This is a genomic window from Parabacteroides sp. PH5-46 (assembly GCF_029892785.1).
GTDB lineage: Bacteria > Bacteroidota > Bacteroidia > Bacteroidales > Tannerellaceae > DFXE01.
The window spans coordinates 12686-26655 of sequence record NZ_JARXXA010000023.1 but is presented as its reverse complement, the minus strand read 5'-3'; the positions used below and the strand labels follow the sequence as shown (position 1 = coordinate 26655).

The window sequence follows — 13970 nt, the reverse complement described above, 5'->3', positions numbered from 1 at the left end:
AAATTTGTGATGAAATATAACGTTTGACAAATGCCATTAAATTTACAAAAGAACTTACCGGCGATTGATCTGCTGAAGAAAGAGCATATTTTTGTGATGGATTCACTGAGAGCCTCTGCACAGGATATCAGGCCATTGCGTGTGGTGGTGCTCAATCTGATGCCGCTGAAGATTACGACGGAAACAGACCTTATCCGTTTGTTGAGTAATACGCCCTTGCAGATAGAAGTGGAGTTTATGAAAATCAAGGGACATACGCCCAAGAATACGCCTATTGAGCATATGCAGGAGTTTTATAAAGACTTTGACGAGATAGCGGATCAATATTATGACGGTTTGATCGTGACCGGTGCTCCGGTAGAGCAAATGGCTTTTGAGGAAGTGAACTACTGGGAGGAGATAACCGGTATTTTCGATTGGGCGCGTAGGCATGTGACGTCTACGTTATACATCTGCTGGGCAGCACAAGCGGCTCTGTATCATTTTTATGGCGTTCCCAAATATGCCTTGGCGGCAAAGAAGTTCGGGGTGTTCAGACATACTTTGCGCGAACCTTTCCTGCCGATATTCAGAGGCTTTGACGAGGAATTCTATGTGCCCCACAGTCGGCATACGGAGATCCGCAGGGAAGATATATTGAAGGTCCCGGAGCTGATGCTTCTTTCGGAAAGTGAAGAATCGGGCGTGTATATGGCTATGTCGCGCGGAGGTAGGGAGTTCTATATTACCGGGCATTCGGAGTATTCGCCTTATACCCTGAACGATGAGTATATCCGTGATGTGGACAAAGGATTGCCTATCAACGTCCCTACCAATTATTACCGGAATAATGATCCGGCTTTAGGACCTGTTGTTCGTTGGAGAGGACATGCTAATTTGCTGTTTACCAATTGGCTCAACTATTACGTATACCAGGAAACACCATTCCGGATAGAAGATATTAAGAATCTGAATGAACTCTAAGGCCCCTTTAATCCCCCCTAGGGGAAAAATAGAACTGCTTTCTCCGGCAAAGGATCTTATTTGCGGGATGGAGGCGATTCGTCATGGGGCGGATGCTGTATATATCGGGGCTCCGAAGTTCAGCGCCCGGGCGGCAGCGGGTAACTCGTTGGATGATATTCGCCAACTCTGTGAGTTTGCCCATACCTACGATGCCCGCATCTATGTGGCTCTGAATACAATACTAAAGGAAGAAGAGCTGAAAGAAACGGAAATACTGATTCGTGAACTGTATCAGACAGGAGTCGATGCTCTTATCGTACAGGATATGGGGATTACCCGTCTGGATATACCACCTATCCCTTTGCATGCTAGTACACAAACCGATAATCGTACCCCTGAGAAAGTCCGCTTTCTGGAGTCTGCCGGGTTTTCACAGGTAGTGCTTGCCCGTGAATTATCACTGCCTGAGATACGGAATATAGCCGGGCAAACGTCGGTAGCCCTAGAAGTGTTTGTACATGGGGCCTTGTGCGTTAGCTATAGCGGACAATGCTATCTGAGCGCTTCCCTTAGCGGGCGTAGTGCAAACCGGGGCGAATGTGCGCAATCTTGTCGCTTGCCCTATACCATGTTAGATGCTGATGGGAAGGTGATTGTGCGTGACAAACACCTGCTGTCGCTGAAAGATATGAACCGTAGCGGACATCTGGAGGACTTGCTGGATGCCGGTGTGTCCTCGTTCAAGATAGAAGGCCGTCTGAAAGATGTTACTTATGTGAAGAATATCACGGCTTATTATCGTAAGCAGCTGGATGCTATTTTTGCCCGTCGGGCGGAATACAAACAAGCATCTGCAGGACAGTGTACCTACACCTTTGAACCCCTTCCGGAAAAGAGTTTCAACCGGGGCTTTACTCCCTTTTTCCTGAAAAAGCGAACGGCAGACATCACCTCTTTTGACACCCCAAAATCGTTGGGAGAGCCGATAGGGCACGTAAAGGAAATAAAGGGAAATTCCTTTACCATAGCAGGAATCAAACAAATAAATAATGGAGATGGCCTAGCCTTCTTTAATAAACGAGGCGAACTGGAAGGATTTCGGGTAAACAAAGCAGAGGATAATCGTGTATTCCCTCTGGAGATGCCCTCTGTGCAACAAAAGGCGGCTATTTACCGGAACTACGACCAGGCCTTTGAAAAGCTCTTGTCCAAACCCTCGGCAGAGCGGACTATCCCTGTGCGGATGGAGTTTCTGGATAATCCCTTTGGCTTTACCCTTTGCCTGACAGACGAGACCGATGTCCGAGTGATGCTGACAACCCCCTTTGAAAAAGAACTTGCCAGAAAAGAGCAGGAGACTAATATCAAAGAACAGCTTTCCCGACTAGGTAATACTCCCTTCAGGGCAGATGAGATGATCGTTTCGATGTCTGATAACTGGTTTGTTCCGTCTTCTCTTCTGTCTGAAATGCGGCGCAAAGCAGTGGAGAAGCTGATCTTAAACCGGGGGATCCGTTATCGTCGCGAGCTCAGAAAACCTTTAGCTGAAGAAGCATTGGCCTATCCGGAGCAGGAGTTAACATACCTGGGGAATGTGTCTAACAGTCAGGCAGAAGCCTTCTACCGACAACATGGAGTGGAGAGTGTAGCTCCGGCCTTTGAATTGTCTCCCCAAGAGGACGTTCCGCTGATGTTCACCAAACATTGCCTGAGATACAGTATGGGCTGGTGTCCAAAGTTCCATAAACAGGCTTCACTCTATAAAGAACCGTTCTATTTGTTGTATAAAGACACCCCTTTACGTCTGGAGTTTGACTGCAAAAACTGTCGGATGGTTATTTATAGAACTTTAAATATAAACACATGAAACAGATGCTATTAATTACGTTGGCTGTCCTTTTCTTGTTGGCAGCATGTAAGGAGAAACCGCTTGATTTGACGAAACCGGTTTATGTAACCGTTAGTACAAACATGGGAGATGTCACAGTTTTGCTTTACGAGGATACCCCTCTGCATCGTGACAACTTCATTAAATTGTGCCAAAGCAATGAATATGAAGGGATGATCTTCCATCGGGTGATTAAAGATTTTGTGGTACAGGGAGGCGATCCTTCAAGCAAGGAACGTGTACCCGGAAAACTGTATGGAGACGGGGATGGAGGATACACCGTTCCGGCTGAGATACTACCTAAATACTTCAATAAACGAGGCGCCTTGATTGATGCCAAAGAGATGGATGCCGATAACCCGGAACGAGCCTCTGCCGGAACACAGTTCTGCTTTGTGCAAGGCAAAGTGCATACCGATGAAGAGCTGGATCAACGGGAAAGCCGGATAAACGATATTCATAAAAACTGGTTGCATTATAAGTTTCTGGATCAGTTGAAAAAGGAAAATCCGGATGCAGACCTCGATTCCCTGGAAACTCAGGCTTCAGTTATGGTCTTTGACAAGATAGCCGAAGACGGCCCGATAAAGATTCCGGCAGACAGAAGAGAATACTATAAAACAATTGGTGGAGTTCCTCATTTAGACGGCTCTTTAACCATCTTCGGAGAAGTAACGGAAGGCTTCGATATCGTAGAAAAAATGTCCTTAGTACAGACCGACAAAAACGATCGTCCGGAAAAGGATATTGTGATTTTAGCGACGAAAGTCTTTAATTAAGCAGAACGCAGAACGGAACACGCAGTACGCCTTTCCCCTCTTGTGAGGGGGTAGGGTGTGTGTAACCGTTCTGCGTTCTCCGTTTTTAGAGGAGTAAGCCTGCAGCAACCTCTTCTGCTATAGGTTTGCCATTGAGTACTTTTACGAGTGCAAGGGCGAAGTCAAATACGAGTCCGGGGCCTTTGCCTGTAACTACGTTGCCGTCTATAACGGCAGCTTCACCAGTGATTGTGGCGCCGATTAGTTGAGGCTCAAAGCTTGGATAGCAGGTTGCTCTGCGTCCTTTGAGTAATCCTAATCCTCCCAGTACGAGAGGTGCGGCACATATAGCGGCAACTACTTTCCCTTGATCGTAATGTTTTACCAATAAGTCTTTTAAAGGTGCATACGCATTCAGGTTACTACTTCCCGGCATTCCTCCGGGTAGGATAAGTGCATCTGCGTCTGTAAAGTCTGTTTCTTCAAATAATTTGTCGGCTACCAGTTGTAAGCCGTGAGCACCAGTTACTTTGCAGTCGCCCGTGATGGAAACAACTGTTGTCTCTACTTCACCCCGGCGCAATACGTCGATTGTTCCGGTAGCTTCTACTTCTTCGAAGCCTGTTGCTAAAAATACGAATGCTTTTTTCATGTTATTTTAATGAGTAAATATAAGTAATTGTTCCACTCTGATTGTTTGTTCCGCTGATACTGTTGAACTTAGCCCGGTATGCAGCTTCGAGAGCGCTTTTACGCATAGATGCGTTATCAATATTGGTACCTCTTCCTATATCGGCAAATATGACATTGCCTTTCGGGTCAACTGTGATATTAATGACGATACGTCCTTCATCCTGTACGGTATATGCCGGACGGGGTAAGCCTCCTGCACCGATTGTACGCCCGTTCAGGTTAAAAGAACCATATCCGCCTGTTCCGGTATTTGTGCCATGATCCGTATTGCCGAATGGGCTACCTTGGTTACCTGTTCCGCTTGCTGCTTCACCTTGCCCCGCTTCGTCGGTACTACCCATGCCAAAAGCCCCCGCTACCCGGTTGCTGATGGCTTCTTCCCGCTTGCGTTGTTCTTCGGCTTGTCGCCGGCGTTCTTCCTCTTTCTCCTTACGTTTGCGTTCTTCTTCTTTTTTACGTTCCTCTTCTTTCTTTTTAGCCTCGGCAAGCGCTATACTCTCTTCGTTGTCCTGAGTAATGAGTTCTTCCTGAGGCGTTTCTGTTTGCGGAGGAACCGGAGCTGTGTTTTGCGGAACCACTTCTCCCGTATAGCGGGGTTCAAATGTCCCGGCTGCAGCATCCAGATTGCCAAAGTTGACCAATATGCCACCTTCTTCTTCCGGAACGATGGTTTTCAAAACCGTAAAGCCCAGAATAAGCAGGAGAATCAGGTGAAAGATAAGCGTACCGATTAACCCATATATGTCATCTTTTGTAAACTTCATTTTCAACGTTCAATTATTTTGGTCTTGTGGCAAGTACCATTTTGAATTTATTCTCGTTTGCGATATTCAATATCTTTACGATTTCTTTGTAGGGTACGGTTTCGTCGGCATAAAGTGCCACATACATTTCCGGTTCTTTTTCGTAGCTTTCCTGCAGGAAAGGAGTAATTTCGTCGAAAGAAACTCTCATTTCTTTTTTGCTTCCGAAAGCTACATAATAATTCAGGTTGGCATCTATCGTAACACGTGTAAGCGGCTTGGCTGCCGTTTGTTTTTGTGATTGCGGAAGTGTAACCTTAATAGCATTCGGAATAACAATTGTAGAGGAAACCATAAAGAATATCAGCAACAGGAAGATGACATCTGTCATGGAAGCCATGCTGAAAGATGCTTCTACTTTCGTTCGTCTTTTGAGTCCCATTCTGTATTAATTAGCCGGTTCGTTCAATAAATCCAGAAATTCCATTGTACGTGCTTCCATTTTGTTTACCACATTATCCACCTGAGATACCAGATAGTTGTATGCAAACAAAGCCAGAATACCAACAACTAATCCGCCTACAGTAGTAACAAGCGCCTCGTAGATACCATTGGAAAGTAATGAAACATCCACATTTGATCCGGCATTTGCCATATCGAAAAAGGCTCTTACCATACCTGTTACGGTTCCAAGGAACCCGATCATAGGAGCTCCGGCAGCTGTTGTAGCGATCAGGGGGAATCCCTTTTCCAACTTGGCTACTTCCAGGTTTCCTACGTTTTCGATGGCTACCAGTACATCGTTCATCGGACGTCCCAAACGGGAGATCCCTTTTTCGATCATACGGGCAGAAGGGGTATTGGTGCTGCGGCATAGGTTTAGTGCCGAGTCTACTTTTCCATCATGTATATAGTCTTTTATGCGATTCATAAATGATTCGTCTTCTTTTCCGGCACGACGGATCACAAGAATCCGCTGGATAAAAATATAAACAGCTATGAGCGACAATATCAACAGCACAATCATAATCCATCCACCTTTCATGGCGAGGTCGATTATATTCATCTGTGCTTCTGTAGGCATTACTTCGGCCGTAAACTCTGGTAACTGGTCTGTAGCCTGTGCTCCGGTAGCTTGTAAGGAAAGTAAAATACTCATTGTTTTTGTACTTTGTTTATGTGAATACTTAATACTTAAATTTACTTTTGTATGCTGTAATAACTTTTCTTTGATTACATTTGCATGAAACTAAAGGCAAATTTAGCAGGTTTTAGGGAATATATATAAAATGTTGTTGAAAGATTTCATAACAAAAGACTTTCCGGTGTTAAAAAGTTTTGATACAGGGGAGTATGCATTGTCTATGATGGACGAGTTGAAAGTGAAGCAACTTCCTTGTGTAGACAATGATGGCATATATAAAAGTTTGTTGTCGGAGAAAGAATTATTGGTTCTGCCTGATCTTTCTGCACCTATAGGAGAGCCTTCTTTATTTGCTCCGGGAATTACCGAGCAGGGGCATTTGCATGAAGTAATAGCCCGGATGTCGCGTTACAAGCTTTGTTTGCTACCTGTTGTTAATGATGAAGGAAAATATGTAGGCGTCTTTACACGTGACAGGCTGATAGATGCTCTTGCCGAATTTTGCAGTGTTGAAGCTCCGGGTAGTATTATCATCCTTGAGATGTTTCCGCAGGATTATGTTTTGTCGGATATCGCCCGTATTGTGGAAGCCAATAATGCGCATGTATTGAATCTGTTGAACAGTGTAGACCAGGATACCGGCCGTTTACATATTACCATTAAGATAGATCTGGACGATGCTACTCCGGTGATACGTAGTTTTGAGCGTTTTAACTATACTGTACTATATCATTATATGGAGAAAGGAATGGTGGATGAAGTATTGCAGCAGCGAATGAATGAGTTGTTGTATTATATGAATTTATAAAATGAAACGGATGAAGGTTGGTGTGTTTGGCAGTGATTATCAACTTGAAAAGCAGAATTTAATCCGACGTTTGTTTGATAAACTCTCTGCTTTGGAGGCTGAAATATATGTTGATTCCGACTTCCACTTGTATCTTACAGATGCCTTAGGCTATGAACCTCCGGCAAGTGGTTTACTTTCTGATGAAACGTTCGACCTGGATATAGCGCTTAGTGTAGGCGGAGACGGTACTTTCCTCCGGACGGCAGCACGTGTAAACAGGCAAGCTATACCTATTTTGGGTATCAATACCGGACGCCTGGGTTTCTTGGCCGAAGTAGGAAGTAACGAGATAGAGGATACACTGGATGAAGTCTTCAAAAATTACTATAAAATAGAGGAACGCTCTTTGCTGTGTTTACATACGGAAGAACGTTTATATACCGGATATAATTATGCCCTGAACGAGATTGCCGTTCTGAAGCGGGATACTTCTTCTATGATCACGATTCATGTGTCATTGGGTGATGACTATCTGGCTTCGTATCAGGCAGACGGCTTGATTATTGCCACTCCGACAGGCTCTACTGCCTATTCGATGAGCGTGAATGGTCCGATTATTGTGCCTCAAAGCAATAGTTTGGTTATAAGTCCGGTAGCGCCTCATTCATTAAACGTACGCCCTTTGGTCATACCCGATACATCAGTCATTTCCTTAACCGTAGAAAGCAGGAATGAATACTTTCTTGTTGCATTAGACGGGCGCTCCGAAGTCTTTTCCGCCGGCGCTGTTCTAACCGTCAGTAAAGCCGATTATACCACAAAAGTAGTGAAGCGATACAATCATACATTTTACGAAACCTTGCGGGAAAAACTGATGTGGGGAGCAGATGTTCGTTCCAAGTAGATGAACCATTCCGTTTTAAAACCTGTTTTTTAGAAAAAAAATTATGAACAAAATATATAAAACGAAAATTATGAAACGATTGTTTATTGTGATGTCATTAACCCTTTTTGCTGTAGTGTTATATGCCCAAGATGAAGAATATCCGGACGGAACCTGGGTGTTGAAAGGTGTTACGGGGATGAACGCATCACAAAATTCGCAGACCAACTGGTCGGCAGGTGGTGAGAACACAATAGGAGGAAACCTGTACCTGAACGGATCTTTGACGCATAAAAAAAGTAACTGGCTATGGCAATCAACGCTAGCCTTAAACTACGGTTTGTCAAAAACAAAATCACAGGGAACAACAAAGGCATCAGACAATATTGCATTGGCTACTCAGCTGGGTTATACGAAGAATGACAAATGGTTTTATACCGCCATGGCTGACTTTCAGACACAGTTTGCCAAAGGATATAATTATCCTGACAAGGATTATTACATCTCTAACTTCATGGCTCCGGCTTATTCTACAATCTCTTTAGGTATCGAGTACAGGCCCAGGCCTATCTATTCGCTTTATTTATCTCCGGTTGCAGGAAAGCTTACCTTTGTGAGGGATAACTATCTTTCAAGTCTGGGTTCTTTTGGTGTAGATCCGGGTGATAAGTTTAAAGCCGAAATAGGTGCCTACTTCAAAGCACGTGCCGAACAGAAAGTAATGGAGAATGTTCAAGTGGTAACCACTCTGGATCTTTTCTCTGCCTATAACAATTCATTTGGCAATATTGATGTGAATTGGGATGTGCTAATCAGTATGAAAATAAACAAGTATCTTTCTGCTACGCTTAATACAACATTGAAGTATGACGATGATGTAAAAACGTTTGACGATGATGGCGTACAACGCGGAGCGAAAATACAATTCAAGGAAGTATTAGGTGTAGGTCTGGCCTATAACTTTTAAATAGCAGCCACTGACCTCTTTATGAAGAAATACTGGGAGATACTCAGAGAATATAAGATAAGTTTACTCATTAGTCCTTTTCTTGTCTTGATTACCGTATTGTGTGAAACAATACAGCCTACTTTCATGGCTCAGATCATAGACGATGGGGTAATGCAACGTGACCTATCTGTTGTTACACAAACCGGCTTGTATATGGTGCTTATATCTATTGCCGGTTTATGTATCAGCGTTATTAATATTTATATTTCTTCTAAGACTTCTATTGGCTTCGGAACGGATTTGCGTTCGGAGTTGTTTGACAAGATACAGCAACTTTCCTTTAACGACATTGACCATTTTAGCTCCGCCTCCCTTGTAACCCGCCTGACGAATGATATTTCAAGGATTCAGCAGATTGTGTTGATGTCTATGCGCCTGCTGTTGCGGGCTCCTATGATGCTAATTATGGCTGTTTTCTTTGTGGTTCGGATTAATCTGGAGCTGGCGATGGTTTTGCTGGCTGCTATTCCGGTATTGAGCCTTAGTATCTTTGTTATACTGCGTAAGGGCTTTCCTTTATTTATGAAGGTACAGCAGCAGTTAGACCGCCTGAATGGGGTAGTCCGTGAAAATCTGATCAATATCCGGGTCGTAAAATCCTTTGTGCGGGAAGATTTTGAGACGAAGAAGTTTGTAAAAAGCAGTGAGGAACTGCGTGACCTGGTGGTCAGAGCTTCTAATATTGTAGTGGCTATGTTCCCGGTGATGCAGTTGGTTATGAATGTCTCTATTGTAGCTATTCTCTGGATCGGAGGATATAAGGTGATCGGTGGAGAACTAAAGGTAGGAGAACTTATTTCGTTTGTCAATTATGTGATGCAGGTTCTGATGTCGTTAATGATGTTATCTATGATTATTATGACATTCGCCAGAGCTTCTGCCTCTTCGGAGCGAATAGTAGAGGTCTTGGATACGAAGCCATCACTGGCTAATACGCCGGAAGGACTGTCGGACAAAAATCGTATACAGAAAGGAGAAGTAAGTTTCAGAAATGTCTCTTTCCGTTATGCAGGTGGAGAAGAAGATGTTTTGCGGAATGTCAGTTTCGATGTCAGGCAAGGCGAAACGATTGCTGTAGTAGGAGCTACAGGTTCGGCCAAAAGCTCGATGGTACAACTCATTCCCCGTTTGTATGATGTAACAGGGGGCGAACTCTTGATTGACGGGGTAAATGTAAAAGATTATCATCTGGACGAGCTACATGCACATATCGGTATGGTATTGCAGAAGAATGAACTCTTTACGGGTACTATCCTCGACAATCTGAAATGGGGAAAACAGAATGCTACAATGGAGGAGGTTGAAGAGGCTACCCGTGCGGCTGAAGCACATGACTTTATTCTCTCTTTTCAGGATGGCTACGATACCCAGTTGGGTAGGGGAGGTGTGAATGTGTCCGGCGGACAAAAGCAACGACTTTGCATTGCCCGTGCCTTATTGCTCAAACCCAAGATACTGATACTGGACGACAGTACAAGTGCAGTAGACTCGGAAACGGAATTGAAGATACGCCGTAACCTGAATGCTTTATTGTCGGATACCACCGTCTTTATCATAACCCAGCGGGTCAATACGATGCAGTCGGCAGACCGTGTCATCGTTCTTGAAGACGGAGAGGTAAATGCTATTGGCACACCTGCCAATTTGTTGGAAACCTCGGATGTATATCAGGAGATTTATCATTCACAACAAATGACTTTACCCTAATGGCAAACGGACATTCCATAAAAGCAAGCGGCAAACCGAAGGAGGGGCGGAAAACCTTCTTCCGTATCGCGTCGTATCTGTCCTGTGACAAGGGCTTACTGTTTGTTATTGGTCTCCTTATCATCCTAAGTATCATCACTAACTTGTTGGGGTCGTATATGATACGTCCTATTATCAACGACTACATTATCCCTGGAGATTACGAAGGCTTGGTGCAGACTTTATTTGTGCTGGCGGCTATCTATTTAACGGGTGTAGTTGCGGTTTATATACAATATATCTTGCTGAACAAGATAGGGCAACGTACGGTGACACGTATGCGTATTGATTTATTTAGCAAAATGGAGCGTTTGCCGGTGAACTATTTCGATACCCATCAGCATGGAGATTTGATGAGTCGTTACACCAATGACATCGACCGTATCAGTGATGCCCTGACTGATAGCCTTTCCGATATGCTTTCCAGTGCATTAACTTTGATTGGCATTTTCTGCCTGATGTTATATATAAGCCCGTTGCTTACGCTTGTTACTTTAATAACGGTTCCGGTGATGTTTCTTTGTGCCCGCCTGGTCGTCAGTCGTAGTCGTAAGTATTTCAAGGCTCAACAGGAATCGTTGGGTACTTTAAACGGCTATATAGAAGAAATGATCAGCGGCCAAAAAGTGGTGAAAGTATTTGGCTATGAAAAGAAAGTAGAGGCCGACTTTGAGGTTAGCAATCAGGAACTGAAAGACAAATCCCTGAAGGCACAGTTTTACTCCGGGCTGATGATGCCTGTGATGCAGAACCTGAGTACCCTGAACTATGTTATCATCACCATTGTAGGAGCTCTATTGGCTATCTTCCGGGGGGTTGATGTGGGTGGATTAGCTGCTTTTCTGCAATACTCGCGCCAATTCGGACGTCCTATAAATGAACTGGCTAGCCTTTACAATAATATTCAGGCAGCTTTTGCCGGAGCGGAACGTATCTTTGAAATCATAGATGAGGCACCTGAAGTACCCGATGATGCGGACGCTGTAGTATTAAATGGTATCAAAGGCGATGTAGCCTTAAATCATGTGGAATTTGGCTACCGTCCGGAGAAAACTATCCTGAAAAATGTTTCCTTGCATGCCCGTCCCGGATGTAAGATCGCATTGGTAGGTGCTACCGGAGCGGGTAAGACTACCATCCTAAACCTGCTTCCCCGCTTTTTTGACGTTTGGAAAGGAGAGATATTGATAGACGGTTATCCGATCAGAAAGGTAACACGGGACAGCCTACGTAAGTCGATGGCTATTGTGTTGCAGGATACTCACCTGTTTACGGGGACAGTTTGTGAAAACATCCGTTTCGGGCGCCTGGATGCAACCGACGAAGAGGTAGTGGAAGCTGCCAGACTGACGGCGGCTCACTCATTTATCAAACGTTTGCCACACGGTTATAACACTTTACTGGAGAATGACGGAGCAAACCTCAGCCAAGGGCAGCGACAGTTGCTGAATATTGCCCGCGCAGCCGTTGCCGATCCTCCGATTTTACTTTTGGATGAAGCAACCAGTAACATCGATACCCGTAGCGAACTCTTGATACAAAAAGGCTTAGACAAACTGATGGAAGGACGTACCAGCCTGATTATCGCTCACAGGCTATCCACCATCCGTAATGCCGATTTGATCTTAGTATTGGAAAAAGGACAGATTATTGAACAAGGTACCCATGAGGAACTTCTTCAGTTGAAAGGGAAATACTATACGCTCAACAAAGAACAGTTTCAGTCATTGGCTTAATTCCTTTAAGGCTTGGGCTATCTGATCGGGACAAGAAGTTCCTTTCCTACCGCAAGAGATTCCTTCCAGGCGTTTGATTGCTTCGTTTATATTCATGCCTTTCAATAAACTTACTATTCCTTGGGAGTTGCCGCTACATCCTCCAATAACTTCCACTTTGGCAATAATATCTCCTTCTGCATCGATAATAATCTTATTCGAGCAAACTTTGGCGTCGGGTATATATGTATATTGTTTTTTACTCATATCTTTCTATTCTCTTTCACAAAGGTATGGAATTTATTAACTATTTTTGCAGGAATACAAATTTAAAAGTATGACATACGAGGAAACCTTACAATATTTATACACAAGCACACCTGTGTTTGAACATAGTGGAGCTTCTGCGTATAAGCCGGGATTACAAACGAGTATAGCACTGGATAATTATTTCAGGAATCCTCATAAATCCTATAAAACAATTCATGTGGGTGGTACAAACGGAAAAGGTTCTGTTTGTCATTTGCTGGCGGCTATTCTTCAGAAGTCAGGTTATAAAGTAGGTTTATATACCTCTCCTCACCTGGTAGATTTTCGCGAGCGGATTCGTGTAAACGGAGAAATGATCCCGAAAGAATATGTCGTTGATTTCGTAGGGAAACATAAATGTCACTTTGAACCGCTTCATCCTTCCTTTTTTGAACTTGTTTCTACGATGGCTTTCGACTATTTCCGCTCCGAGAAAGTAGATTATGCCATTATCGAAGTCGGATTGGGTGGAAGGCTTGACAGTACGAATATCATAACACCTGTTGTAAGTGTAATCACAAATATAAGCCTGGACCACACGCAGTATTTAGGAGAAACGCTCGGCGAAATTGCTTATGAGAAAGCCGGTATTATTAAACCGGAAGTACCGGTTGTGATAGGAGAGGCTGCCGATGATGTAGTAGCCGGTGTATTTATCCGGAAGGCCGAAGAAGTAGATGCTCCTTTGTTTTTTGCACAGGAAGAGGAGGTTTTAAAAGGTGAAGTACATCTTTCGGAAAAGGGAGAGTGGTATTACGACTCGGCAGACTATGGCCAGTTGTTCGGACAACTGAGTGGCTTTCCCCAGCTGGCAAATACACAAACCGTGTTATGTGTATTAAGGGTTTTGGCTTCTATGGAGATAGAGATACCTAAAGAGGCCGTAAGAGCGGGCTTTGAGCATGTGGTTGAGGTAACAGGTCTGCAGGGAAGGTGGCAAGAAGTCTTTTTTAATCCTTATACCGTCATGGATACGGGGCATAATACTGCTGCCTGGGGTTACCTTACCGCTCAGATCGAAGCCGAGGCCGAAGGTCGTCCTCACTTATATATGATTATAGGATTGTCGAGCGATAAAGATATTGACGGCATTTTACAAATGATGCCCAAGCATGCGACTTATTTGTTTACCCAGGCTTCTACAGGCCGTGCTTTGCCCGCAGATGTATTGGCTATGCACGCCAGATCCGCCGGTTTGGAAGGTGAAACTTACGACTCGGTAGTTGATGCCATTTACCAGGTGTTGAGAATTGTAGGCGACGACGATATGGTCTTTATCGGCGGAAGTAATTTTATTGTAGCCGAAGCTCTGCCTCTATATGATGAAAATAATTTTAAATAACATAT

At 44.0% G+C, this 13970-nt stretch carries 14 protein-coding genes; 9 read left to right on the top strand and 5 right to left on the bottom strand.

The genetic code is table 11. The features are described 5' to 3' along the window. Positions 1 to 30 precede the first annotated feature (30 nt). Genes metA through M2470_RS17140 form a run of 3 tightly spaced genes read left to right on the top strand, consistent with a single transcriptional unit; the run spans position 31 to position 3612 of the window. Complete coding sequence (metA, locus tag M2470_RS17150) at positions 31 to 963, top strand: homoserine O-succinyltransferase (RefSeq protein WP_280746235.1); 933 nt, start codon at positions 31 to 33, stop codon at positions 961 to 963. Beyond that, complete coding sequence (locus tag M2470_RS17145; RefSeq protein ID WP_280746234.1) at positions 953 to 2812, top strand: U32 family peptidase; 1860 nt, start codon at positions 953 to 955, stop codon at positions 2810 to 2812. The genes metA and M2470_RS17145 overlap by 11 nt, the downstream gene beginning before the upstream one ends. Continuing rightward, positions 2809 to 3612 (top strand): peptidylprolyl isomerase, encoded by an 804-nt coding sequence (locus tag M2470_RS17140; RefSeq protein ID WP_280746233.1) that lies wholly within the window; start codon positions 2809 to 2811, stop codon positions 3610 to 3612. The genes M2470_RS17145 and M2470_RS17140 overlap by 4 nt, the downstream gene beginning before the upstream one ends. Before the next feature lie 85 nt (positions 3613 to 3697). Here M2470_RS17140 and M2470_RS17135 read toward each other — a convergent pair whose 3' ends face one another. Genes M2470_RS17135 through M2470_RS17120 form a run of 4 tightly spaced genes read right to left on the bottom strand, consistent with a single transcriptional unit; the run spans position 3698 to position 6186 of the window. Continuing rightward, the gene (locus M2470_RS17135; RefSeq protein ID WP_280746232.1) at positions 3698 to 4243 is read right to left on the bottom strand and encodes a DJ-1 family glyoxalase III; all 546 of its coding nucleotides are present in this window, start codon (positions 4241 to 4243) and stop codon (positions 3698 to 3700) included. Position 4244: 1 nt separating this feature from the next. Further along, positions 4245 to 5048 carry an energy transducer TonB gene (locus tag M2470_RS17130; RefSeq protein WP_280746231.1) on the bottom strand — a complete coding sequence of 268 codons (804 nt, stop codon included), beginning with the start codon at positions 5046 to 5048 and terminating at the stop codon, positions 4245 to 4247. 13 nt (positions 5049 to 5061) lie between these two features. Then, entirely contained in the window at positions 5062 to 5469 is a 408-nt protein-coding gene (locus M2470_RS17125) for a biopolymer transporter ExbD (protein WP_280746230.1), read from the bottom strand. A 6-nt stretch (positions 5470 to 5475) separates the two neighbouring features. Next, positions 5476 to 6186, bottom strand: coding sequence for a MotA/TolQ/ExbB proton channel family protein (locus tag M2470_RS17120; protein WP_280746229.1), 711 nt, complete (start codon positions 6184 to 6186; stop codon positions 5476 to 5478). Between the two features lie 130 nt (positions 6187 to 6316). Here M2470_RS17120 and M2470_RS17115 point away from each other — a divergent pair, with 130 nt between their 5' ends. The 5 genes from M2470_RS17115 to M2470_RS17095 all read left to right on the top strand — a co-directional run bounded on the left by M2470_RS17115 (position 6317) and on the right by M2470_RS17095 (position 12335). Next, complete coding sequence (locus tag M2470_RS17115; protein WP_280746228.1) at positions 6317 to 6979, top strand: CBS domain-containing protein; 663 nt, start codon at positions 6317 to 6319, stop codon at positions 6977 to 6979. 10 nt (positions 6980 to 6989) lie between these two features. Next, positions 6990 to 7865 (top strand): NAD kinase, encoded by an 876-nt coding sequence (locus tag M2470_RS17110; protein ID WP_280746256.1) that lies wholly within the window; start codon positions 6990 to 6992, stop codon positions 7863 to 7865. Between the two features lie 70 nt (positions 7866 to 7935). After that, entirely contained in the window at positions 7936 to 8811 is an 876-nt protein-coding gene (locus M2470_RS17105; protein WP_280746227.1) for a DUF3078 domain-containing protein, read from the top strand. A gap of 21 nt (positions 8812 to 8832) precedes the next feature. Beyond that, positions 8833 to 10560, top strand: a complete 1728-nt coding sequence (locus M2470_RS17100; protein WP_280746226.1) for an ABC transporter ATP-binding protein — start codon at positions 8833 to 8835, stop codon at positions 10558 to 10560. After that, a complete protein-coding gene (locus tag M2470_RS17095) occupies positions 10560 to 12335 on the top strand; it encodes an ABC transporter ATP-binding protein (RefSeq protein ID WP_280746225.1) in 1776 nt (591 codons plus the stop codon). Before M2470_RS17100 ends, M2470_RS17095 begins: the two co-directional genes overlap by 1 nt. On the opposite strand, the gene M2470_RS17090 is transcribed toward M2470_RS17095, so the two are convergent. Beyond that, the gene (locus M2470_RS17090; protein WP_280746224.1) at positions 12324 to 12581 is read right to left on the bottom strand and encodes a TIGR03905 family TSCPD domain-containing protein; all 258 of its coding nucleotides are present in this window, start codon (positions 12579 to 12581) and stop codon (positions 12324 to 12326) included. The genes M2470_RS17095 and M2470_RS17090 overlap by 12 nt on opposite strands. 70 nt (positions 12582 to 12651) lie before the next feature. Between M2470_RS17090 and M2470_RS17085 the strand changes: the two genes are divergently transcribed. Continuing rightward, complete coding sequence (locus M2470_RS17085; protein WP_280746223.1) at positions 12652 to 13965, top strand: folylpolyglutamate synthase/dihydrofolate synthase family protein; 1314 nt, start codon at positions 12652 to 12654, stop codon at positions 13963 to 13965. The last annotated feature ends 5 nt before the right edge of the window (positions 13966 to 13970 follow it).